21 protein-coding genes are annotated in these 23,462 nt (G+C 57.8%); 5 read left to right on the top strand and 16 right to left on the bottom strand.

Translation table 11 applies throughout. From position 1 onward, the window contains the following. Positions 1 to 78 precede the first annotated feature (78 nt). The 4 genes from SH410x_RS20540 to SH410x_RS20525 form a co-directional block, all read right to left on the bottom strand. Positions 79 to 1,401: a type II and III secretion system protein family protein gene (locus SH410x_RS20540; protein ID WP_473670373.1), complete on the bottom strand. Its 1,323-nt coding sequence runs from the start codon at positions 1,399 to 1,401 to the stop codon at positions 79 to 81. Positions 1,402 to 1,500: 99 nt separating this feature from the next. Further along, positions 1,501 to 2,538: a Flp pilus assembly protein CpaB gene (gene cpaB / locus SH410x_RS20535; RefSeq protein ID WP_473670372.1), complete on the bottom strand. Its 1,038-nt coding sequence runs from the start codon at positions 2,536 to 2,538 to the stop codon at positions 1,501 to 1,503. A 158-nt stretch (positions 2,539 to 2,696) separates the two neighbouring features. Further along, the gene (locus SH410x_RS20530) at positions 2,697 to 3,254 is read right to left on the bottom strand and encodes an A24 family peptidase (RefSeq protein WP_473670371.1); all 558 of its coding nucleotides are present in this window, start codon (positions 3,252 to 3,254) and stop codon (positions 2,697 to 2,699) included. Between the two features lie 2 nt (positions 3,255 to 3,256). Then, on the bottom strand, positions 3,257 to 3,433 hold the full coding sequence (locus tag SH410x_RS20525) for a Flp family type IVb pilin (RefSeq protein ID WP_473670370.1): 177 nt from the start codon (positions 3,431 to 3,433) through the stop codon (positions 3,257 to 3,259). A gap of 181 nt (positions 3,434 to 3,614) precedes the next feature. Between SH410x_RS20525 and SH410x_RS20520 the strand changes: the two genes are divergently transcribed. From SH410x_RS20520 to SH410x_RS20500, 5 genes are all read left to right on the top strand, one after another. Then, a complete protein-coding gene (locus tag SH410x_RS20520) occupies positions 3,615 to 3,956 on the top strand; it encodes a hypothetical protein (protein WP_473670369.1) in 342 nt (113 codons plus the stop codon). Positions 3,957 to 4,160: 204 nt separating this feature from the next. Further along, complete coding sequence (nusG, locus tag SH410x_RS20515) at positions 4,161 to 4,715, top strand: transcription termination/antitermination protein NusG (RefSeq protein ID WP_473670368.1); 555 nt, start codon at positions 4,161 to 4,163, stop codon at positions 4,713 to 4,715. A gap of 391 nt (positions 4,716 to 5,106) precedes the next feature. Further along, positions 5,107 to 5,769, top strand: coding sequence for a BamJ family beta-barrel-assembly machinery protein (bamJ, locus tag SH410x_RS20510; RefSeq protein ID WP_473677364.1), 663 nt, complete (start codon positions 5,107 to 5,109; stop codon positions 5,767 to 5,769). A 42-nt stretch (positions 5,770 to 5,811) separates the two neighbouring features. Then, entirely contained in the window at positions 5,812 to 7,020 is a 1,209-nt protein-coding gene (locus tag SH410x_RS20505) for a hypothetical protein (protein WP_473670367.1), read from the top strand. A 167-nt stretch (positions 7,021 to 7,187) separates the two neighbouring features. Beyond that, positions 7,188 to 7,568: a histidine kinase gene (locus tag SH410x_RS20500; RefSeq protein ID WP_473670366.1), complete on the top strand. Its 381-nt coding sequence runs from the start codon at positions 7,188 to 7,190 to the stop codon at positions 7,566 to 7,568. A 21-nt stretch (positions 7,569 to 7,589) separates the two neighbouring features. On the opposite strand, the gene SH410x_RS20495 is transcribed toward SH410x_RS20500, so the two are convergent. The 12 genes from SH410x_RS20495 to SH410x_RS20440 form a co-directional block, all read right to left on the bottom strand. Further along, entirely contained in the window at positions 7,590 to 8,699 is a 1,110-nt protein-coding gene (locus SH410x_RS20495; RefSeq protein ID WP_473670365.1) for a lipid-binding SYLF domain-containing protein, read from the bottom strand. Positions 8,700 to 8,792: 93 nt separating this feature from the next. After that, entirely contained in the window at positions 8,793 to 9,332 is a 540-nt protein-coding gene (locus SH410x_RS20490) for a PH domain-containing protein (protein WP_473670364.1), read from the bottom strand. Between the two features lie 152 nt (positions 9,333 to 9,484). Continuing rightward, a complete protein-coding gene (locus SH410x_RS20485; protein WP_473670363.1) occupies positions 9,485 to 10,012 on the bottom strand; it encodes a hypothetical protein in 528 nt (175 codons plus the stop codon). A 159-nt stretch (positions 10,013 to 10,171) separates the two neighbouring features. After that, positions 10,172 to 10,900 carry a hypothetical protein gene (locus tag SH410x_RS20480; protein WP_473670362.1) on the bottom strand — a complete coding sequence of 243 codons (729 nt, stop codon included), beginning with the start codon at positions 10,898 to 10,900 and terminating at the stop codon, positions 10,172 to 10,174. Positions 10,901 to 11,028: 128 nt separating this feature from the next. Next, a complete protein-coding gene (locus tag SH410x_RS20475; RefSeq protein WP_473670361.1) occupies positions 11,029 to 11,514 on the bottom strand; it encodes a carboxypeptidase regulatory-like domain-containing protein in 486 nt (161 codons plus the stop codon). Positions 11,515 to 11,682: 168 nt separating this feature from the next. Then, a complete protein-coding gene (locus SH410x_RS20470; protein WP_473670360.1) occupies positions 11,683 to 12,783 on the bottom strand; it encodes a DUF1559 family PulG-like putative transporter in 1,101 nt (366 codons plus the stop codon). Between the two features lie 824 nt (positions 12,784 to 13,607). Then, positions 13,608 to 15,638: a hypothetical protein gene (locus tag SH410x_RS20465; RefSeq protein WP_473670359.1), complete on the bottom strand. Its 2,031-nt coding sequence runs from the start codon at positions 15,636 to 15,638 to the stop codon at positions 13,608 to 13,610. A gap of 139 nt (positions 15,639 to 15,777) precedes the next feature. Further along, positions 15,778 to 17,379 carry a BamA/OMP85 family outer membrane protein gene (locus SH410x_RS20460; protein WP_473670358.1) on the bottom strand — a complete coding sequence of 534 codons (1,602 nt, stop codon included), beginning with the start codon at positions 17,377 to 17,379 and terminating at the stop codon, positions 15,778 to 15,780. After that, positions 17,376 to 18,887 carry a BamA/OMP85 family outer membrane protein gene (locus SH410x_RS20455; RefSeq protein ID WP_473670357.1) on the bottom strand — a complete coding sequence of 504 codons (1,512 nt, stop codon included), beginning with the start codon at positions 18,885 to 18,887 and terminating at the stop codon, positions 17,376 to 17,378. Before SH410x_RS20455 ends, SH410x_RS20460 begins: the two co-directional genes overlap by 4 nt. Before the next feature lie 549 nt (positions 18,888 to 19,436). Further along, a complete protein-coding gene (locus SH410x_RS20450; protein ID WP_473670356.1) occupies positions 19,437 to 20,531 on the bottom strand; it encodes an extracellular solute-binding protein in 1,095 nt (364 codons plus the stop codon). Continuing rightward, the gene (locus SH410x_RS20445; protein ID WP_473670355.1) at positions 20,531 to 21,310 is read right to left on the bottom strand and encodes an enoyl-CoA hydratase/isomerase family protein; all 780 of its coding nucleotides are present in this window, start codon (positions 21,308 to 21,310) and stop codon (positions 20,531 to 20,533) included. The genes SH410x_RS20450 and SH410x_RS20445 overlap by 1 nt, the downstream gene beginning before the upstream one ends. A gap of 145 nt (positions 21,311 to 21,455) precedes the next feature. Continuing rightward, complete coding sequence (locus tag SH410x_RS20440; protein WP_473670354.1) at positions 21,456 to 23,411, bottom strand: alkaline phosphatase; 1,956 nt, start codon at positions 23,409 to 23,411, stop codon at positions 21,456 to 21,458. Positions 23,412 to 23,462: the final 51 nt, after the last annotated feature.

The following is a 23,462-nucleotide window of genomic DNA, read 5'->3' as shown; positions in this document are numbered from 1 at the left end:
TTCCTCGATACCTAATGGCGTGCGGGGCCGTATTGCCGTCCGATCGTTTGACTCCATCAACAGCCCGTGAACGATCCACTACCTCAGGTTGTCTTGGTAGATCATGCCTTCATCCTCGTCCGGGGCACTGGCGGGGGCGTACCCGTGAGCGTCTTCCCAGCCCCGGTCAGCGTCGATGCTGCGAGTGATTTCAACGTCCGTTGCCTCAACGAGCTCGGGAGTGATCGTGATCAGCAATTCGATTTCGTTGTGTTCACATCGGACGTGGCGGAATAGTGCGCCGAGGCCTGGAACATCGCCCAGAACGGGCGTGCGTTTGAGGACGGAAACATCTCGTGACTGCATCAGCCCCGCGACCAAGATGGTTTCACCGGCGTACATCTCGACCGCCGTTTCGACGTACCGAGTCGTGAAGGCCGACACATTGGTGAAGCCGATTTGGACCGCGCGACTCGGGTCGGGCTCACTGATTTCTGGGCGAATCTCCAGACGGATGCGATTCGAACTGATCACGGTCGGCAGGAAATCGATGCGCGTTCCGTACTCCTGATACTCGACATGCAATCGGCCAGTATCGCCCGCTAAAACATTGGGGACGCGGCCTCCCACGACGAAACGGGCGTGCCGACCGTCGGTGGCGACGACGGTGGGCGAAGCCAATACCTTCACGAGGTCTTGCTGCTCGAGTGCTTGGATCAACGTTTGGAATGGACCATTGACGCGGAAGCAGTGGCCCGTCTGTGCCGTTGATGAAGCCGAGTCGCACCAAGGTGTGTTCAGTCCGAGTTGCCGTAGCTTTGTACGGCTGACCTCCATGATTCTGGTATGGAGGAGCACTTGGGGGGGCCCAGAGACGTGAATGTTATTGATGACTGTCGGGTAAAACTTCTCCACAATGGCGATCGCGCATTCGGCATCGCTGGGACGGGTTACGAACCCCGACACGATTGCGCTTTCGTTGACCGGAGTCACCTTGAGTGACGCTAGCGGCAACTGCGAGTTCAGCAGGTCGTCAATGGGGCTGGCATCGGCGACGACGGTCACATCCACCGTGTAGAGTTTGTCCTGAGTATCCCACACGTTGACCTGGGTCGTGCCTGGTTTCTTGGCCGAGATCTGGATCCGCTGGTCGCTCACCGGAGTGGCACCGAGCACGTCTTCGTCGTGGACTTGAAAACGCGGGATCCGCTTCCCCAAGTTGAGAATGCGGCTGGACCTGACGGTCAACTCCATCCGCTCGCTCGCCTCGGTAATCGGATGATTCGCGGCAATGGATGTCAGCCGCGACGCGGATTGAGCGGATGCCGCTGAAATCACAGGCTGCGCGAGTGATCCAACAGCGATCATCACGCCGAGCGCGACGAACGTTGAAAGGTTTCGTGTCTTAGTAAGAGCTCGCATCGTTGGCATCCTTGCCGGTCGGATCGAGTAGCCACCGTCGCCGGACGGTGGGGCCACGTTCTGGCGAACGCAGCTACGTGGGTTCATCGCTTGGCCAGTCTAGAACCTTTGCGAAAAGGGGACGGCTGTTTCCCAAGCGTCGTCTGGATTGGATTGGTGCGTCATCACGGGAACGTCGGTGCCTGCATCGATCCAGTATTCCGTCTGCACGCCGCCTGACAACTTGAGCATCTTGAAACCCTTTTTCGCTTCCTGGGTGGCCGCAGCGATTGGCGTCGGGATGGCGATTGGCGTGGAGACTTCCTCGGGAGTCGGCAGTGCGACGGGCGGCGGAGCCGAAACGAGTGTGGGCAGCGAGGAGGTTGCCGCGGTCTGCAGCAATTCCGTTTCGCCTGCGCGGTACGCCGGTTGCTGGTCCGACAACCATGCTAAGAATTCGCTAGCCGTTGGGCTGGGCACCCGATCGTCGGCGCGTTCGTTGACTTCCGTTGGGCTGGCCAGCGGCAAACGGATCGTGCCCAGTTCAGTCGCACAGGTCCATGCAGCCGTGTCATTGCGGTGGATCAATAGCGAGATCGAGCGTGTTGCCCGCGCATCAATATCAATCAAACCGTTTTCACGGTGGATGTCATCGTCGACCGCGAACACACGGACGCCAGTCAAAACGGTCTTGGCGGTTGGCTCGGGAAATCGATCGCCCTTGGTGAAATAGGCGACCACGTCCACGAAATCGCCGCGACGGATCTGACTGGTGGCATCACGGTTGGTATTCGATGTGATCGAAACGACCCGATAATGATGCGGGATCAGCTCAGCTGAATCAGCGACCTCATCCATTAACTTAACACTCATGATGGGTTCGCCGTCGTAGATGCGCTGCCTCGCGAACTTACCTTCAAATGATGCGAGATTGCCGCCGGCACCCTTGGGTACCCGGTCGATGGGCCATTTCTCCAGACGAACTTTGTCCGGTGTGATTGCCTCGGCAACGTCGATCGTTCTGACGGATACGAAAATTTCGACGCTGGCGACGCTCGCGGCGTCCCCTGATGATGACTGCACCCCAAGGGTTAAGCCGATTGCGGCAAGGACGCCGCCCACGCTAGCGATGAGAAGCGGAACGGTCTTATTGCTCATGACAGAATTTACTCGGGGTAACCGAAGTGAACCGGTGCCGCTGTCGTCCACACGCGGACGCATCTCTGCGGTCGTCTCTGAGTCATCATCGGAACGCGGCCCCAGTCCGCTCGAACCGACAAGCAATTCTCGAAAGAATCGTCTTAATCCGTTTATGTTTACAGCAGCATGTCGGCGTATCCAAAGTACACAATGGTCCCGATGGCCATTGGGATACCGTAGGGCAATAGCAGCATCGTGGGTTTTCGTTGACGCGCCATTGCGGCAAGTTTCTCGGGCCGACGCACGGTTTTCCATTCATTCAAGATCGTCAGCGCTTGGGCATAGTGCCGGATCCAATCGCCGCTCATCCAAATCATGCCCATCGCCATGACCCCGCCGACGATGGCGGTCGCGATAAACGCTTTGAGCGTAACGATCAGCCCACACCATGCACCGATCCCGGCGAGGAGTTTGACGTCTCCGGCGCCCATGCCACCGACGTTGCGCAGCGGCAGCAGCAACATCATGCTGACAAACGTGGCCAGTAGACTGCAGCCCAGTCCGGCCATACCGTCTTGGTATGTGCAGTGCAGCCAGCCACTGATCACAAACGGAAACGTCAGCCAGTTGGGGACCTTCAGAATCAGCCCGTCAATCACGGCGGCCAAAATCAAAACGACGGTGACCAACCAGATTGCCCAGTTTTCGGCGATCCCCTCCATTAGAGTGGTCATCCTTAACCACCCATGCTCGTTGTGGTGTCGTTAACTTCGCTCACGGTGTCCGTATCGACGCCTTGCAGGACGGCCAGGCACGTCGCACCGATCAACGCTAGCATGACAGCGTATTCTACCGCCGTGGGACCGTCTTCCTCTTTCAGGAAGACCACGACACTCTCCATCCATTTTTTCATATCGATCTCCATAAGGTTCCATGGGCGACAACCTCGCTTGCCGAAAAATACCTCATGGATCTAGCGAGTCAAAGCAAGAGATGTCCGTTAAGAACGGTTGACCGTTGAAGTCACCGCCGTCTGAGCGGTTATAGTGGTTGGAGAATCCGAGCAGGCTGAAAACGATCGTGAAGGAATGGTGATGGCAAAGTGTGACCAGGGATATCTCTGCGAAGTATGCGGTGCGGAAGTCTCGTCGATTGTCGACAGCGATCTCTACTTGCGATACGTCCTCGGCCAACTCGATGCGGAGAAATTGCACCTGACGCCCGAACGTCATTTGCGATGCAACCCAGTGCTCACGCAGTACATCGTCGATGAACGGTTTCCACCCGTCGAAGTGAGCGACGCGTTCGATAAACGCGGTCTCGACGCGAGCTTCGTCGCCACGCAAACCGACCGAGTCAGCCGCGCCTACCGACGACTCTGGGAGATCGCCGCAGCCGACAGTCCCATCAGTCTGCTGGACTACCCGGACCGATAACTGCTCGCCGCGGGCGTTTTGCTACCCGTGTTCCCTCAACATCGAAGATGCGGCTCACCAACGCCCAAGGTTGGACGAACCACTCCCTCCTGGCTTTCACCTGGTTGGCTGGAGGCCTGTCGGGCGGTAGGATCAGTGCGATCACCGCCGACTTTTCCCCCCCCGAGCTAGAAGCTAGCAGCAAACCGCTAGCAGCTTTCGAAAATGCCTATTCTACCTCCCGAGCCTGATTGCTTTCCCGACGATTTGTTGGGCCAACCCGAATCGCTTCAGTCACCGTGGTGGTTGCTCTACACGCGGACACGTCAGGAAAAGATGGTGATGCGCCGGCTTCGTGACGCTGAGGTTGGGCATTACGGCCCCATGATTCTCAATCGGACTCGCTCGCCAGCAGGCCGGATACGAACCTCTTATGTGCCACTGTTTTCGACCTACGTGTTTCTACGCGGTGGCGAGGAGGAGCGGCACGCGGCGATCTGCACGGGATGTGTTCTGAAAGCTGCTGAGATTCACGAAGTCGAACAGTTGCTCGATGACTTGAAACAGATTCGGGCGTTGATCGAGCTCGGCATCCCGTTGACGGTGGAAAGCCGCTTGCAACCCGGCACGCAGGTTCGTGTTCGCAACGGTGTGTTCCAGGGCTACGAAGGCACTGTGCTTCGCCGCGAGAACGAGACCCGATTGCTGGTCGCAGTCCGCTTCATGGAACAGGGGGTCAGCGTGAAACTGGAGGACTGCCAGCTGGAAACGATCGGCTGAATCAGCGCCGTTTGCTCGGCGTCAAGCGAGAACGATGGTTGTCGTGAGGCATGCCAGAGCTTGGGCGAGTTGATTGCGTTTTCGCGGTACTGTCCACCGTCTGGCGACGGTAGCTACGGTGCTCTGGGCCACCGTCTGGCGACGGTAGCTACGGTGCTCTGGGCCACCGTCTGGCGATGGTAGCTACGGTGCTCTGGTCGTGGTATTCTATGCTCCCCGCGACCAGACGCTGTGACACGACTTGCCCGCTCCAGGGTGGCTCGTTACGCGGTGATTGGCGACCCACCGGAAATACGCTTGAATTTCCATCGCCCCACCTCCTTCCTACCACGAAGACGCTTCAATTATGCGACAGACGCTACTATCCCTCTCTCTTTTAACAACGTTGGCCATGACGACGCCGCTACACGGACAAGACACACCTGCGCCCGTCAACGACCCCGTCGGATACTTCCTCGGCTACTCGGTGGGGCAATCGTTGTCCCAACAGGGTTTCCAAAGTACTGACTTCACGAACCCTGGATTAGAGCAGGGTTTGGGCGATGCACTCTCGGGCAAAGATCCTGCCCTGACGGACGAGCAGCTCGCCGAGGCTCAAGGCAAGATCCAGGCCATGTTGCAGAAGCGACAAGCGGCTAAGAATGCGGAAGTCCGCGAAGCCGCTGCCAAAAACCTGGTAGCCAGCAAAGCGTGGATGGCACAGAATGCTAAAGCCGAAGGCGTTAAGGAACTGGACAAAGGCGTCCAATACAAAGTGCTCACAGAAGGTGAGGGCGGTTCGCCGACACCAACCGATGTCGTTCGCGTTCACTACACCGGCAAACTGACCAACGGCGAAGTCTTTGACAGCAGCGTCCAGCGGGGCGAACCCGCCGAGTTCCCCGTCAATGGTGTCATCCAAGGATGGCAATTGGCGCTTCAGAAAATGAAGGTCGGCTCCAAGTGGATGCTCTACATCCCGCCAGAAATGGCATATGGGGAACGTGGTTCGCAGCCTAAAATTGGCCCCAACGAAGTGCTGGTTTTCGAAGTTGAATTGCTCGAAATTCTGTAGCATCCTGTGAATCCCCCATCGCCGACTCCGGGCGGACGAGTCATGCGTCGCGATCCGTTGTCTAGCTCTCTCGCTGCGGCCAGCTTTGGTCGCAGCGTGCGATGGTGGTTCTGCTCGATCGGTTCGTTGCACTGGTCGGTCGCGTTGTCCTTGCCGCTGGGATTACTGTCGGTTCTGCTGCTCTCGGTCATGCCGTCGATGATCGGCGGCACCGGCAGTGCGGATCCTCCCGCCTGGGGATATTTGGCAGGGGTCTGGTTGGCAGGTCTGGCCATTCAAGTCGTGGTGACGCAGGCGTTGTTTGCGATTCCAGTACCGGCGAGAAAGCACGCCCGAATCCCGGAAATATTCGGTGACGACGGTTCTGTCATGCACAGCGTCATTCTCACGATCGGTGGCGTCTGGATAGCGATCCCGGATTTGCAGCATCTTCGCAGTCGCCCTCGTTTGCTCGAGGCGTTCGGCGGTGCCAGCCGCGTGCTGGCGTTATGGTCACTCATGCTGCTGTCCGTCGGCATCGCGTGCTTGGGATGTCTACTCGGGGATCTGGTCCGAAGTCCGGAAATGGACATGGAATCGGATCAGGCCTTGATCGCCGCCGTCGATCGGCCCTGGATCGCGGCGAGTTGGATCTTTTGCTTGCAAGGTTTTTGGCAGTTGCTGCCACTGCCACAATCGCTCGGGCGGGTGGGATGGTCGGCCGTCATCGGATTGTTCACACGTCCGCCCGACCTTGCCGCGGGCGATCGCAGGAAAGCGATTCACGCGGTGCGACGGGTCCAGTGGTGGCTCGTCGGCATGGCGCTGGCGACTCTCGTCAGCGGTGTTCTGGCGATCCAGCTCAGCGGAATCAGTACGCAGTCAGGCGGCCGAGCATGGCCCGCGTTGGGCGGCGTGACCCTGCTGGCCTTGTGGTTGTTTGTATCCGCGCGAGGTGATGACCTCCTCGCATCGCAATTAATCCTCGCCGCCAATGGCGAGACCGGCGTGCTGCATTCTCGCGTCGGCATTCGCCCCACGCTCCACCGGTGGCAGGCCGGGCGACGACAGCGGGCGCGAACCCGCAAACTGCTAGAAACAGCGAAGCGTGAACGCGAGGAAGCCAGTGATGCCGCTCGTGTCGACGATATTCTGCAGCGATTGCACACGCACGGGCGGGAGGCATTGAGCGACGAGGAACGAGCCATCTTGGGCCGCGTCAGTGAAGCGATTCGTCAAGAACGAGCTCGCAATCAAGGCCCGCAGTCCTGATGCCCCCAAACCGATGAGCAACGAACGAAAAATGATGGGCTGAATTTCTGGTCGAACGCTCCGCCGTCGAGTATTCCGACCGAGAGGCATTCCGTCACTACTTTTCCGCTCGTTTCTTAACCGCCGATTTTGTCCCGTTTCCCTTCCTATACGCTATCAACCACCCCATGACTTCACCGAACGTGACATCATCGACTCCCGATTCCGCACCTTCACCCACCGGCCTGGTCGTCTTTCTAACCGGTGACCTTATTTTTGCCTCGCGCGTGCAGGCTGCTGCAACGGCGGCAGGGCTCACGTTCCGTTTGTCCGGAAACCTGCCGCTCGATCTGCCGCAACCGGTCAGCCATGTCATTGTTGACCTGTCGACGCGTTCGAAGGTCGTCGACGGACTGATGCCGCTCTGCCAAACGCACTATCCCGAGGCGCGCGTGATCGCCTACGCACCGCACGTCCAAATCGAGCGGATACGGGCCGCTCGCGAGCACAACATCCCCACCGTACTGACCCGCGGCCAGTTCAACGATGCCCTGGCATCGATGTTCTAAGCGATGGGGTGGATCGACCTGCTAGAACTGAGTGGGCGGGGGAGGCAGGGCGAGTTGCCGCTGTGCGGCGGTCTCAGTTGCCAGTTGCCGGAGCAACCGCAGGGCTTCGCCAAATTCAGGCTGGCTACTCAGTGCGGCGAATTGGGGATTCGATGCGACACGTTCATAGCGAACCACGACGGCCTGAATCTCGCTGGGGGTGACCGACGCAGGAACCTTCCACGAGGCGGGAAGCACAAGGTATTCTTGCCACTGCGCATCCACTTTCTGCTGTAAAGCGGCGATGGACGTCGCAATCTGACTGATCGTATGTGATCGCTGGTCCAATGCCGCTTGCTCCTCCGGATTAATCAGTGACATTGGATTGGTTGCCTCAGCAGGCCGCAGCGATTCGACGGGTGCGGGGACCACTTGACTGGAAAGCGATGTCAGCTCGTTGACCAAAGCGATCGCTGAGGGGGGGACGATACCGGGATTGGTCGGGGTGATTTGGTAGTATGCCTGCGTCGAAGGAATGTCCAGCTGCAGGCTGCTGCCGCCCAGGGACACACCCGCATAAAGGCCACGGGCGCGGGAATAGGTGAGAATCTCAGCTTGCAGCTTGCCATCGGTCGCGGCACCCGCGGTGCGACCGATTGGGCCAGCGGCCGCAGAGGCGTCGACACCGAGCGTGATCTTGCCCCGCTGGATGTTTTGCAAGCTCCGGGCTGAACGGAATACCAGCACCAGATCGGTCGCTTGCACACCGGCTTGCCAACCAAAACTGCCACCAAACATGTTGATGAATTCAGGCGCACGCCACTGCCGATTCGCATCCCGCTGAACCAGCACGCCGTGCCCGCCGCTAAAACCGACGACAAACGCGCCCCGAATGAAATGGGGCACAATCGCGATCGCTTCGGCAGAAGCGAGCAGATTCTTGGGGATGCCCGTCGTGGTGGTGTCGGCCGTCAACTCTTGGAGCACGACCGCTGCTTCGTTAACGACTCCGGCTTCCGTGGACGTCGGGCCGCTCATCAACGCTTGCTGTGGAGCCATTATCGGCGGCGGTTGCTGCGCTGAGAGTGAGGCCGTGGAAAAAACACAGGCCGAGGTAATGAAAATGACAGCAAATGAGATTGGGCGAGACATGGCAATACCGGGTCCTTGGTAGATTGGGCAAACAGGTCAGTGCAAGAGATTCTGTGGACTATAGCGAATCTTGCTGCCCATGGCACCGCAGATTTAGTCCTGATTTTGGCGGATCAAGTCCACTATTCCCGACGGATCCGGTAATGCCACCGCGACAATCTCCAGATCATCTTGTCCGGAACTCGAAATCCCGACATCACCGACGCCGACCAAACGCTGCGCGAATTTCTGCTCGATCTGGATATTTCGCACGTCATCATGCTGAACTTCCGAGGTGTCTCGCCGGATGATTCCCTGCCTGAAAATGGTCCGGCTATCGGTGATCGTCAAGGTTGTCGCGACGCTCAGTACATACCAATACATGATCACCAGCAGCGAACAGGCAATCATCCCAAGGGCCACCCATCCCATTGCGGCGGATTGCTCATCGCCTCGAGATTGCACAAAAAGGAATCCCGCCGCGGCCCATACCAACACGATGATCAAAGTGCCCACGGGGCGCCGCCGAAAGATGACGGGGTGGACTTTCAGCAGAGTTTGCTCGCCCTGTTCGGACGCCAGCTCGGAGGAAATCCTGTCGCGGTCAACATCAATCTCACGAACCGATGTGACAGGAACCCTAGGGACCTCCATTTCGAAGGGCTTGTGGCACGATGGACAGACGATCCGTTCTTCGAGATGGTCAACGGTGGTCTCGACGGTATGGCCGCAGTACGGACATTTGGACGCTAATACCTGCACGTTCTAGACCTCGATGGGGTGAAAATGATTGATGAAAGCACTCGTTATTTCTTGGGCATCGCTGAGGGATCTTCCTTCACCTTCACGGCGAACAACTGCTCCTCCTTTTCTTGGACCGTCAGCCGCACGGGGTCACCGACCTGGAGGTCGCTAATGTCATGGACGATGTCGCCATCGAACTCCGTCGCATCGGTAAATCGCACCTCGTAGTCGGTGCCTTCACTCGTCAGGACGATCTGATTAGCCGCCAAATCGATTGCGTCTATTTTTCCATCGTAGGTTTCCAAGGCCGTGGCGGACTTTGCCGTCTCGGTCAGGTTGCTGGCGGCATTCATCGTCTTGCCGATGTCGTCGCCCACTTCCTGGGCGTCGAATACCAATCCGAGTCGGTAGGTCCCGTCGGACATCCGGTCGCCACTGATCCCAAACCAACCGGCTAAGAGTCCGAACAGAAGCAGCAACACTACGAAAATGTTGATCATGAAGACGGCCAACGCGAGTTTGATAAAACCCGGCGTGTCGTTCTCGGTGTCGGCGCGTTGACGATTTGCATTGGATCGCATCGATTTCATGAGTGAGTCCGCGCTTTGGTCTGGAGGTGAGAGGACGAAGGATAAGTCGATTCGAAGGCGAGTCGACTTACTGGATTTCTATCACCGCAGATACCGTGCCATGCTGCGACAGTAATTTTCACTCCATGCCCAATGCGAGATGGTTCGCAGGAGCGAGCGCTACTTCGACAAGAATGCGATGGAAAATCCATAGTACCAGGCATCATTGGCCCGGCCGTCGGTCGTGATCAGATAGCGTCCAAATCCTGTCAGTCGAATGCGCGGCGTCCACCAGAAGTGGACACCCGTTTCAGGATAGATTGCCGACAACGCACCATCGAACGTTTGTTTTGTCTCATTCCGCTCGTCGGTTCGACCATCGTCATCATTGTCGATGTTGTCATGCTCGGCCGGTTCGCTGCCGCTCGATGCGCCCGTGAACAGTCCCGCCCCGATGAAGGGGGCCAGACGAGTGGGCGATTGAAATCGCATTCCGAGCTCACCGCCGAGGAAATAGTCGTCCTGGTTCGCGGCCGCGATCAGTCCCACGCGACTGGTCATGAACGAGGTACCGTAGCCCGTATAGCCGCCTTCCAGGCTTGCCAGCGGATTGGCTGATTTTCCAATCGCCGTTAGCCCAGCGGACAGGTAATACCCCGAATGGTGGTCGATAAAGCGGGCATCATTGGCTTGTTTCAGCTTGCCCGCAATGTCGGTTTTCGCCGCCCCGTGTGCGTATTTCTCCGCGTACTCAGGATCGTCCATCGCCCACCGAGACTTCGTTAAACCCGTCGGCAGCTGAGCGTGGGCCGTGGGCGCCGAGAAGATCATTGCAGCAACAACCAGCCAACCGCATAAAATAGAAGCGGTTACCTTCGTTGGAGCGGATGTGGTGAAATACTCGGTCATGCGTCAGCTAGCCTTTGAAGTCGTCTTACGAAATCAAAGGCTGGATGTGCAAGCGGAGTTCGGCACTCACGATAGAGCGTCTGGCACTTGGCTGACGCTCGAGAAAGGTTATCTCTGGGGGGGGAACCCTAAAGTTTCGGTAGCTCTTTCTTAACAGCCTGCCCCACATCAATGGTTTCCTCGCTTGGCGCGCCTTCCGCAACAGTAATTTCTGCGGTCGTTGAATCCGCCGAATTGAATTTCGCGTCGACGAGCCGGTAGGAAGTTGCCGGGGGGGCACCATCGGGATCATCCACGGCGACGGCGGGGCCATCGGTAGTGATCTTGTCAACGGTTACTTTGTACTTCCCGACGGGAGCTCCCTCGTATTTACCGTGGGTCATGATGATGACTTCCCCCATCGCGTCAGTCGATCCGCCACTGACCCACTTATTCGACACGTCTTGCGGAATGAGCTGAACGCTCGCTCCATCCAGTGGTGTGCCGCCTTGAACAATTTTAATTTTAACGGGCTGCAAATCCGGTAACCCAGCGGGGCGTTCTTCACCTGAACAACCGACGAGCGTCAGGCATAGGCCGGCCAGTAAAGCACCGCCAATTTGAGAAAACTTCATTTTCGCTGATAACAATTGAGAGTTCGTGTATTGAGATTTTAAAGTAGTGAGGGCCAGTCGAAACCAGCCCTCACAAGAGATTTTCATGGCGATATCAGTCCGGCGAAGGTCCGAGATGGACAGAGGTCCTCTCGGTCGCCACCGCGAATCGATATCGTTAAATCGACATCAATCGAGCGAGACGACTTCGCTGCCTTGCGGTGATCCCATCGCTCCCCAAACGCCGTAAGGGCTCTTGCCCACTTTGACCTGAACGGCGTTCAAGTCTCCGGAATCGATCGAATCGGTTACAAAGCGAACGGAGCCATCAAACATGAGTGTTTGCACGCCACCTTGGTGGTGGCTGGTCGGTGCATACGTGCCCCAGCTGTTGTTTCCTCCACCATAGGCGCACGATGGCGAATTAGGTGACAGAGTCGTTGTGAAGCGATTGTTGACGGTCCGACCGTCACCGAGGATCAAACCACGCCAGCAATCGGCACCGGTGACATACGACAGTCGATCTGCAGTCATCGGTACGGTCAAACAGGGCCCCGGCAGGGCCGTCGAGCCGTTGTACATTCCATTGAAGGAAGCCACGTCGCCGCGTACGAGTTCTTGATCTCGAGGTGCTCCGGTGACTTCGCTCATCGCGATGGTGCCGCTCAGCCCATCAAGTGCATCGCGAAAGGCTCGTCGTGACGCTCGCATGCTTGTGCCGAGGCCATTGACCCACATGCTGCGTGAATCGATTTTTGCGTTGCTGCTCGCTTCCTGTGCATCGGTTCGCATGTTGTGCCACATGGCGTCACCCACACTGAAGACGTACAGACATTTGGAAATGTTGTTGTACTGGGGCGATTCTCCTCCCGCCGCCGAGGGGCAGATGAACGCCGCTTGAGGTCCAGCCGCTCGCAACGAGGGGGAACCCCACGGCGAGGTACCACCAGCGGAGGTTTTGGCGTCCGTTGAAAATGCGTCGTACAGGGCGTTCATTTCCATGTACGGCATCAAGAAAATCGCCGCACTGACGTTCGGGTAATTCGCATCGCTGGCGTAGCCATGGTAATGGGTGGCCGCAGCGGGAAGCTGATCATAGGCACTGTGGTAGTTGTGAATCGCCAGCCCAAGTTGCTTCATGTTGTTGGAGCACTGCATACGTCGGGCAGCTTCTCTCGCCGCCTGGACTGCTGGAAGTAACAGTCCAACCAAGACGCCAATGATCGCAATCACCACTAACAATTCAACGAGCGTGAAACCAAAAGCAGGTTTCGGTGAGTTTCGTTTCATCTAAATTCCTCAATGAAAACACAGGAAGATGCACTAGTAAAAAATCGAGCCCGGTTGGTCATCTCAGCAGGGCGCTGAGGGTGTAGACCAACCACGTGTGACTCAGTGTCTCTGGGGTGGATATCGTCTGTGGAGCGGATATCCACCGCGGGTCCTCGAGTCGCGAGCAAGTTCATTGAAATAAACAGCTTGCACCCAGAACTTCAGAAGCGTCCGACCGCACCTCACTCGCTGAAACAGTGCGAGAACGTGACATGCGATCAGTCAGGTCAAACAACGGCGTTCAACCCAAGCGTAACCCAACAATCTAACACGAATTAAGCGCAGAAGTAGCAGTATTTCCAAGCCCACAAATCAATTTTAGATGATTTATCGCTCTGTTGACCTATCTCATTCGGCAAAATGCCACTATTCGAGGCGCAATCAAAGAGGTCGCGCACAATCGTGCTGGACGTTCCTGCTACACATTTGCGATTCGCGGGACATACCGAGCCAGCGGTGCGTTCAAACGGGCATCGCGCGAGAGCATTGGGCACATCTGACGGAGGGGTGCGCCGGAGATTTTCGAGGTATCGCTCCCATGTCCAATGATGGTGCGTGGGTGGGTACCAAAGCGTACCCTGAATTTGCCGGCAGAAACGGTATCAAGTTCTGCAGAGTTGAGGGGGATCATCGTGGTTGAGGAATTCATGCCCGGCACCAACCGCCTGGTCGCGACTGAGGAACTACTCTGCACCGGAGCGAGACAGGCCAAGTCGCTGGCCCGTCGGCGACCGCATGGCCGGCCACGAACCAGGAAGATTGGAATTTAAGCGGGATCTCTGCTACTGTTTTACGCTCTCAAGCAAATCGAGGGTGAGCGACGCATCTGGGCCGCTACCGATGATGTGCCCCAGTCCGACTTGGAAACCCGCTGGGACCGACGTCGTTGACGGCGGCAGCGTGACGGGCAGTTCTTGCCGGCTCAGGAGAGTGAACGTTGCATTGGTGGCGTCACCGGACATCTTGCCCACGACGACCACACCGTCTCCGCCACGATCTGCCGACGTGCGACCGACCCAAACTGGAGTGGCTTTGGCAAACGCGATCACCAGACTTGTGTTGGATGCAATCTCATTGAGTAATGGACTCAGCTTCGCCGCCGAATCGGCTGGCACCTTGCCCGCAAGCCCTGACAGAGACTCGTAAAGCTGCTGAATCATTTCACTGCGTTGGGGAGCGTCCGCGGCCAAACTATTAATTTGATCGAGCGAAACAGTTATCTGGGCGACTTCAGTATCAACATCCCATGCTGGAGCCGGGACTTCCGCTGTGTCGGGGGCGCTTGCTTCTGAAAGGGGGGCCTCTGGCATGTCACCAAACAAGTCCTCTGTCTCCACGGTGTCCTCTGTTTCCACGATGGTGTTCATGTCGGACGCCTCGGGAGTGGTCGACTCTGGGGTGACTGGATCCGCGACGAGAGGGTCACCGTCCAAGGGGGTGTTTTCGAGGGGGACAGTGCTCTCACCGCCAGCGGCGTCCTCGGATTCGTTGCCTGCGAATTCCGTCGAGTCTGGTTTGCGGTCGGTTGTCGTGTTGCCGGGCAACATGTTGTCGGGATCCAAGCTATCCGATCCAAGGCCATCGGTCGCATCGTCGCTTGGGAGCGTGTTGTCAAACAGGTTGCGTTCGGGCGTGTCGCTCTCGGGTAGAGCGCTTTCGGGAATCTCGCGATTGGGAATCGCAGTGTCGGGCATGGCGACGTCGATCAAGGCATTGTCCACTGGGAGGTTACCACCGAACTCGCTGGCCGGCACGTCAGCATTGGGCATGCGAAGGTCCGATTCCGTCTTGCCAGGAAGACCTGTTTCAGGTGCAAGGACATTGAGAGAATCATCGTCAGGCGGTGTGGCTTCAGCGATCAAGTTGTCGGGCAGCGTGTTGTTGTTCTCTGCCATCTCCGGATCGAGCAGGCCACTGTTTCCAGTGTCTGCGCCGGTGTTGGTGGATAGTTCGCCCGTGATCGCTTGGAGCGCCGTGTCAGCTGGATTGGGTTGCACGTTTACGTTGTCTTCACCGGTGATGTCTTCTCCGATGGGCTGTCCTTCCGGGGCGGTGAGCGTGGGCTGCTCAGCAAACTGCGGTTGGGAATAGTCGATAGGCATGGGAGCACTGGCACGGTTCCGCGTGCTCGCGTTGCCTACGCTGGGGAGAAAGTCACTGATGTAGGGCACATATTGCCCAGTCGCAAAATGCAGAATGAGGCCGACGATTGGCAGGGCGAGCAGACCTCCCAGAACAACACCGAGCATCGTCTTGAGGGGCGATCTCTTTCTGCTGCGGCGTCGACTATGAGATGGGTCGATATCCATCATGGCTGCCGCTTTGTCGCCTCCCCCGCTGGATTTTCCCGGCACACTGATTTTGATGACCCGTTGGGGGGGAGCCGCATTGGGAGTGCTGGCAGGTCCGGGTTGAAGAGTACTGGGCTGTTGGAAGGCCAACGCGCCGTCGTCGCCTTCGTGGGAGTGATCCAGTTCCACCGAATCGAAACCGGATACATCACTTTCATCGGGCTGTTCGTACGCCCCGTGATCCTCCCGCGAGATCTCAGCGTCTTGAAAGTGGCTCTTCGTTTGAGAAGCGGGAACGGCATGCTCCATCGGCAAAGACGAGAGACTTTGCGTATCGGCTGCCCAATCATCGTCCGGGCTTGCCCCTGAGCTGAGTACCGCTTGTTCTCCCACGAGAACCAACGCGGGGGGGAGAATAGCTCGCAACTCGCTACCGTCGAGTGTTTCTAGGCACCAAGGGCACTGAGCCTTCGCGGCTGAGTCGTGAGATTGACCGTCGCCAACCAAGAGTGCATCGGGCACGCAGACAGATTCATGACAACGCGGGCACTGAGAAACCAACATGAGCGCAACCGAACTAGACGGGAAGGACGAAATTCACCAGGGAATTTGCATTGTAGCTACGCTGTCCGAAAGATTCAGCCCCTTTTTGTTGCGGTTCTTAACGGGCGGCACTCATATAGAAGCTAAACACTTGTTCGTCGTCGTACTGCGACTTCATGACGGGGAACGCAAAGTCGAATGCGAGGGGGGCTGGTCCCAACATGGGGATCGCCACACGTAGCCCAAAACCGGGGGCGACGCGAAAGTTGTCCTCATGGATCGCAATGTCTTGCTCAACGGTTCCGAAGTCAACAAACGTGACTGCGCGAAACGCATCGTCCGCGGTCAGCGGGAACATGTACTCAACGGAATTGAGCCATTGGAATCGCCCCCCAACTTGAACGAGTCCGTTCGCACTGGGGACCGCTGGCGATGCCCCCCGAAAGCGGAATCCGCGTAGGGTTGCGTAACCACCCGCGAAAAAGTTATCGAAGATGGGCGTATCGCTGCCGCTGAAGCCAACCTGCGTGATGAATTTTAAGATTTGCTGTCCCGAGCCATCGGCTCGCTCTCGCAGCTTCCAATACTTGCGGTATTCACCTTCAAATTTGCCAAAGTCGAAAGCACCAAACGCCTGCTCATAGCTCGCACTGATGTAGTGCCCCTCGCTGGGGAGCAGCGGGCTGTTGCGGGTGTCGTGAATGAGTGACATCAAACCGCTGTACATCGCATTGTCACCGAGTACTTCGGCCAACTGCGGCAGGGTGGGATCGCTCGCATTGGAGATATTTACGTTCTGGGCCGTTACGCCCGCTGAGAGCGAAAGGTCAGGCGTGACTCGATATCCAAATGACAACTTGCCGCCCAAACGCCCTTCGTCCCAATTATTGAATCGCCGGTCATAGTAGAACCCGCTCACCGACATGCTGATCGGCATATAGCCGAGTAAGTTCGGATCAGCGAACTGAACCGTGTATCGTTGGTATTGGCTGCCCGGGACAGCTTCGAGCCGGAACGTTTGGCCCGCTCCGCGGAAAGCCGTGCCACTGAATAAATCTTGAAACGAAGTGGGCCATCGCGAGATATCAAAGTTTCGCTCGTCGATTGTGACCTGACCGGTGACACCCGCACTACTATTGACGGCACCCCCGAACATGACTCGGCCCGTACGTGCAGGGTATCCTTGGATAATCAGATCCGCCTCCCGAACCTCCGGTCCCGTCACCAAGGGAGGATAGGGGGCAACGGTACCGAACGATGAAGGCGGCGAGGAGAACGTGGGCGGCAATTCTGGCGGAGGCGTGTACGTGTTGCCGCCATATGTATTGGGGTTAACCGGCGGCTGAGCGGCCGTCGCGCTGCCGTAGGGAGACCCACCATAGCCAGGTCCAGAGAGACTCGGAGGTGTCGCTGCACCGGGGTTGCTATAGCCGGTATTGCCGTAGGGTTGAACGCCGTTGGAAGGAACGCTGTTCGATGGAGCGGTATTGACTTGCCCGTTGTACTGCTGCGCGCTGTACGGCTGCCCACTGTAGGGTTGGCCGTTGTAGGGCGTTGTCGATGGCGGCACAGAATACGCCGAGGGCGGCGTGTAGGGCTGTTGAGCAAGCACGTTGGCAGGCGCGAACAGATCTGTCGCGATACCGAGGCCCACGGCAAAGCTGATGGCGGTGCATTTCACGATGCTTGTCTTAGTGAAGGAGGTCATGGCGTGGATCATCGCAGCAAATCCTCTCTTGGCACAACTTTAATATCCGGTGCTTCTGCGATCGCGGGGTTCGTTTCGAGCAATTGACTGTGTTCGAGCCGACGACGGCTCATCTCCAGCATCCGCCGGTCGATAAAGTCACCCTCACGCATATCGAGAAGATTCAGCATGGTGGTCTCACGCATCAGGTGGGGCTCCCCGTCAATGTTGACAAGAATCCGGCCGATCTTCCAACGATCACCCTCGGTGATTTCATACACAAGATCCGCTACTCCATTCTCGTCACGCATGATCGTTTTCGGTTTGACTTCGGCGTAGATGAAACCGAGTTCGCCGTATCCATAGACGAGTTCGCCAACATCACGGCGTAGGACCGTGCCGTCGAACATATCCCCAGCGTGTAGCGAGAGTCTCGCCCGTAGCGACTCTTCGGTAATGTATTGGTTGCCGATGATTTGGATGTCACCGATCGTGAATCGCGGGCCTTCATGGACAACGAACACCAATGTCATCCACTTGCCACTTTCGTCGTAGTCGAATCGACGTCCGACCGTGGCGGTGAGGTAGCCGAGTGTGTGGTAGTACGACGACAGCTGGTCGACGTCCGAGTCAATCTTTTTCAAATCAGCTTGGTTGCCGATATAACTCAAAAAACCCAGCATCGGACCACGGCTCTGAATGATCTTTTTCAGTCGTGCTTCGCTGACGATGGTGCTGCCTTCAATTTGGATATCGGTAATGCGTTCGAGTGGACCTTCATTGATGCGAAAAACCACATTCCCGGGTGGCAGGCCGTCCATGTTAACCGCCCCAACACTGGTGCTCTGTGCTCTGGCAATTCCAGCGGAGATGGACGCTTGATTGAAGCCCTCTTCCCGATAGTAGTCGAGCAACCGACGCCGTCCTGATTCGACGGAGAATTCGCTCAATGGGTCGCCGACGGTAATCCCCACGCGACCATTGAGTGCACGATCATCCAAGCCGCGGTTCCCGTGGAAGTCGACCTTCGTCACCATCGGTCGCTCACGGACGCGAAACGTCACGATCACACTCGGTGTCTGCGCCTCGCCCGGAGTTTGTGGCAAGACTTCGGATTCATGCAGTGGCGAGTCCGAATCGACGGGTTTGACGTCGAATGAAACCTGATCAAACGAACCCATGTCATTGAGGTGGCGGACGTCGGTAAGCACTGTTTCGCTATCGTAGAAACGCCCTTTGCGAGTCTGCAGTTCCTTGTAGATCGTCTCTGTCGCGACGTTGCGGTTGCCGACAATGCGAACGGCGCCCACGATGGAGTCACCTGTTTCGCGTCGGAAGGTCATGCCGGCTTGGGCGTGGATATGATCCGCCCATTTTTGTTTGGTGGGACCGGCTGGCGCGGGCGCACCGCCTCCGCCTCCCATGCCGCCTCCCATACCGCTCCCCATCTGCCCAACTGCAGTTGAGCTAACGAGACACAACAGGGCTGTCAAAACCCATGTGCGGTGCAGTGCTGAAGCGGTGGCAACAAGATCGGACATCGCCGAGCGGTTCCTTTTGAGCGGAAAGTAACATCGCTGAGGCAACTCTCCCAAGCAAAATGCTGGTCTGGATTGCCTAAGCCGTTCGTACCTACCAATGCCAGGGCCACCACCACAAGGGAGAAAGTCAGCTAGTTGGAATCAAGACCACCCCGCAGCCGGGAATCACGCCCGAAAATTCCTTGGGGCGGGAGCGAAGCTGCGACACCCGATCGGCCACGTTTCCCTCCGGGCACCCCGTGATTCGCGTGAAAAACGCTGGGATTACCTGCCATCGCTTCGCGGGGAAGCTCCGCGTTGACGCTCAGTCCCACCGGACAGGCTTCGGCATCGACTCGCGCCCCTTCAACGCCCATGCGGGTGGGCGAGGTCCAACCCAACGCCGTCACTGGGGCCGGGCGCCGTCACTGGGGCCGGGCGATATTGGCCATTGGATTTTGGCCAGGGCACTTTTACGTTTACTCGTTCGGGGGGCCGTCGGCAGCTGTCCGCCTCGGCAGGATCGGTCTCGAATGCGGACGCGGTTCGCCCAGAGACGTTGCTCTTAACTCATTCCCCGGCCGAGAAAATCTTGTTCACGTCGGCGGCCCATTCATCCCAGCCTTCGGCGGCCTGTTCAAAATCGACTTGCATCCAGCGTACGGCATGACCGGGCAGCACCGCCGGTGGGAATTTGCTCTGCTTGCTTAGCGGGATTTGACTCGTCGGGCCCATCGCCAACCGATCCTCCATGGCAGGCGTCATCAAGTAGTTGACGAACTGGCTGGCGGCGACCGGGTCGGGAGCGTCTTTCAGGATTGCGAGCGTGTTGGGGATGCGAAGTGTGCCTGGTTGCGAGGGTTTTTGGTCGGGGAACACGACAGCAACGGGATAGCCAAGTTCCTCCTCAATCATCACGTTGCTGGAGTCGGTCAGTCCCCACGCGACGCGGCCCGCTGAAACGGCTCGCGCGACCTGCTGGTTGCTGGGCAGAATCAAAGCGTTTTCAGCAATGGCGCCGAGTTGATCGAGGGTGGCGTCGCGTCCAAGGCGTTCACGCAGCACGGCCCAGTGCGTCGCGGTGGAACCGGACGCCGGCTGCGACATCGCACACTGGTCTTTCCATTTCGGGTCGCTCAGCTCCAACACCGTCTGTGGATATTTTGCGGGGTCGTCGAGCAAGTCCGTGTTGATCAACAACACCCGAGCGATGGCGGCAAATCCGCACCATGTCCCGTCCGATGCAATCGAACCGGAAGGCCAATCCGCGGGGACCTGCCAGTCATGGGGTTGCAGCAATCCAAGCTTTTGCAACCTCACCGTCTGCAGGATTTCATTATCCCAAAAGACGTCACACTGTGGCGATTTTTTCTCGGCTAGGATCAGTTGGAACAATCCATCGGTCGGAGCGCTGTTGGTGACCGCACCCCTTTCATTTTCCACCGAGCCGCTGTTCGAAGTGAAATCGAAATCTGCGACCACGCTGGTCTCATAGTCGACCGAACGCTCATAGGCATCCAGGATCGGATAGGCATACTCTTCATCCAAGCGTGAGTACACGGCCACTTCACCCTCGCTCGTCGGCGTACATCCGCTGAGAACGACCGCGCTCAAGAGTCCCGCGACCACGGCAGATTGCCGCCAAGATAGTTCGATACCTAGCATTAGCTTTTTGACTTATTGATGAATGCTTCAATGCCCTCACCCGCTGCTTCGGTCGTACATGCCGTGGCACAATCAGCGGCCGCGGCAGCGAGTTGGGTTAGCATCGTCTCACCAATGCTCTCATTAATCAACCGCTTGGTCGCCCGAATCGCGTGCGGAAAACCGCGGGCGGTTTGATTGGCCCAATACGTCGCGGTTTCGTCGATCTGATCGGCCGGTGTGGGGGATTGGCACAGCAGCCCAGCCCGCTCCGCGTCGAATGCCGAGAGCGGTCGCCCGGTCAAACTCATGCGTGCTGCCAGAGCGGTGCCAAGTCGAAAGGAGAGCAATGCAGCGGTGATACCACCCACCAGACCACGCTGTACGGCACCGGCTGAAAAACTCGCCCGCTCCGAAGCCACGATCAAATCACAGGCGAGCGTCAGCGCAAAGCCCGCCCCGATCGCGGGACCATCGACGGCGGCGATGATCGGCTTGGGGAACCGCAACAGCATTTCGCAAACCTCCGCGAGCTGCCGCCAATATTCCAACCACTGCTGCAATTGTTCTTGCTCGGGCAGGTTCCGGATTTCTCGCAGCACACAAAGATCAACGCCGCTGCAAAAACTCGGCCCCTGGGAACTGAGTACAACGGTTCGCACTCGCAGATCCTGGTTGATTTCGTCCAACCCATCGCGAATGTCCTGCATCAGCCGGGGGTTCAGCGCAGCTCGTTTTTCGGCGCGTCCCATGATCAGCCATGCGACCGATCCGTCTGTTTTTAAATCAATATGTTGCATGACTTACCAGTTTGTTGGTGCTGCGCGACAAAGAATCAGTCAACCGAATCGTACCCTTCGCCAGCGTTTCCATGCCACCGTCTGGCGACGATGGCTAGCTTTGATTCGGCGTGTTTTATGGTCTCGCTGTCGCTAACGAAAGGGATTACTCACCACGACTAGCATCGGCAATCGCCTGCAGATCTTCGAGCACGAGAAAGTGACCGTGATCGCTGGTGACCAAGACGACCGTATCATCCCAGGCATCGTGTTTCTCCACCCAATTCGTGATTTTGCTGAAGGCCGCCGCGCCACTGAGCACGGCACCGATACTGTTGTCCAGATTATTGGCATGGTTCGCCCAGTCAACATCTCCCGCTTCGACGAGCAACCAGAATGGTGGAATCGTTTTCTTCGCCTCGGCATCACTGTTCGGCGCGGGGGCTGAAAGGACGTCAAGTGCCACTTCGGTCATGTCGGCGAGCGTTGGGTTCTCGGCAATGTCCTCTCCGGTGTAACGCTCAGTGCCCTTGACATCAAAGGTGGGGTTGAACTTGCCATCGGCAGTTTGGAAAGGCAGGTGGCCACCTTTCGTCCCGAAATATCCCAACAGACGGTCGCCGCTTGCGATCGCCCGTTGGGCCGCCTCGGCGAGCACTTGAGGGCCTTCTTTTCCCGGTGTTCGTCGGGCCACGATATACTTACGGTGGTTGGGATCGGTTTCGCCAGGCTTGAGCTCAACGGCACTGATGTCCGATTCGTGTAGGTATTGATTGCCTTCGAGAAAATCCTCGCCCTGAGTTCCGTCTTCGCCCGCCCCTTCGCCCCAGCCACCACCGATCAGCACGTCGACGCCCGGCAGTGGTTTTTGGCGATGTGCGATGGACGGTCGACCAATGAGGTCGCGCCCGATGTCTTGATAGTCGCCACGGTGAACATTGTTCGCGTAGGCAGACGCTGGGGTCGCGTGGCTGACGGGAACACTGGTCACGACGCCAACGCGGAATCCTTCGCTCTGCAACTCCCGGCCGATCGGTACACTTTGTGTGCCATCAACGGTGACATTGATCGAGGCATTGTAGGTCTTGATGCCCGACATCAGGCTGGTCGCCGATGCTGCCGAATCGGTCACGGTGTGAGGTTGCTGGCGGTCGCCGCCGATGGGGTAGGCGCTCAGGGAACGCTCCTGCCAGGGCATCGGGCCGGCGAGGGTGGGGTCGAAACCGCCCGAGACCGGATTCTCACCACCGCGGACCGTCTGCGAATTCACATCCACTTTCCCACCTTGGAGTCGGGGGGTGGTGCCGATCAAGGCAAAGTCCGTTTGCACACCGCGATAATCCTGAAAGGACAATCCCCGGCCACGACCACTGTCGTAAAGGTCAGCGTGGTTTTGGTACGTCGCTGCCGCACGGGTCGTTGGCCAATCCGTGCCGTCAAAGACCATCAAGATAATGTGCTTCTTGCCTTGGTCCGCAGCCATCCGCTGCAATTCGTAGACATCGATCTGATCATGGTAGGTGGCATTCGGGTTGAGTGTTCCTGCGGGAACGCCTCCGAAGTGTTTTTCCATCCGCTCCGAATTCGAGTAGAAACTGCCCCGCTGACGCAGCGGCGAGAGTGTCATCCCGAACGTGTAGAGCGGCACCAAGCGGTTACTGTGACTGGTCCAGGAACTGAATTTTTTGGGTTGGTTGCCCCAGTGTCCCCAACGGGCATGTTGTTGCTTAATCGCGTCAGACTGCAGCAACCGCATACGATCGTCGGTCGCTGCGGATTCGCCGCCGCCCGATTCAACCGTGTCTTTGACCAGGTCGAGCACACGGTCCACCACACTCGGTTGATCCGCGGATGCGAGATGGACTCGCAGGGGGATGCTCGGAGTCGCGACTAAGAGTGCCGCCCCCAGCAGGAACCGAGCACGAAACGATGTGGTGGGCAATGGCAGAGCGGAGGGCATGGCAGCTAAGAGGGAAGTGGGGCGGGGTAGCCGAGCGACACTCATCAGCGACTCGGGGAGACGGTCCGCCAGCCATTTTGTTCGCCCCGTCACGCAGAGGGAAGGGCGACCGGGTGAGAATTCCGTTAAAATCACGTGTGGGAACTGGTCGCGATTTTGCACGGGACGCGCTCTGCGGGCTCTACATTCATTATCCGGGACCGCACCCCCCGA

The organism is Rhodopirellula sp. SH410, from assembly GCF_055811895.1.
This window is presented reverse-complemented; position numbering and strand designations above follow the sequence as displayed.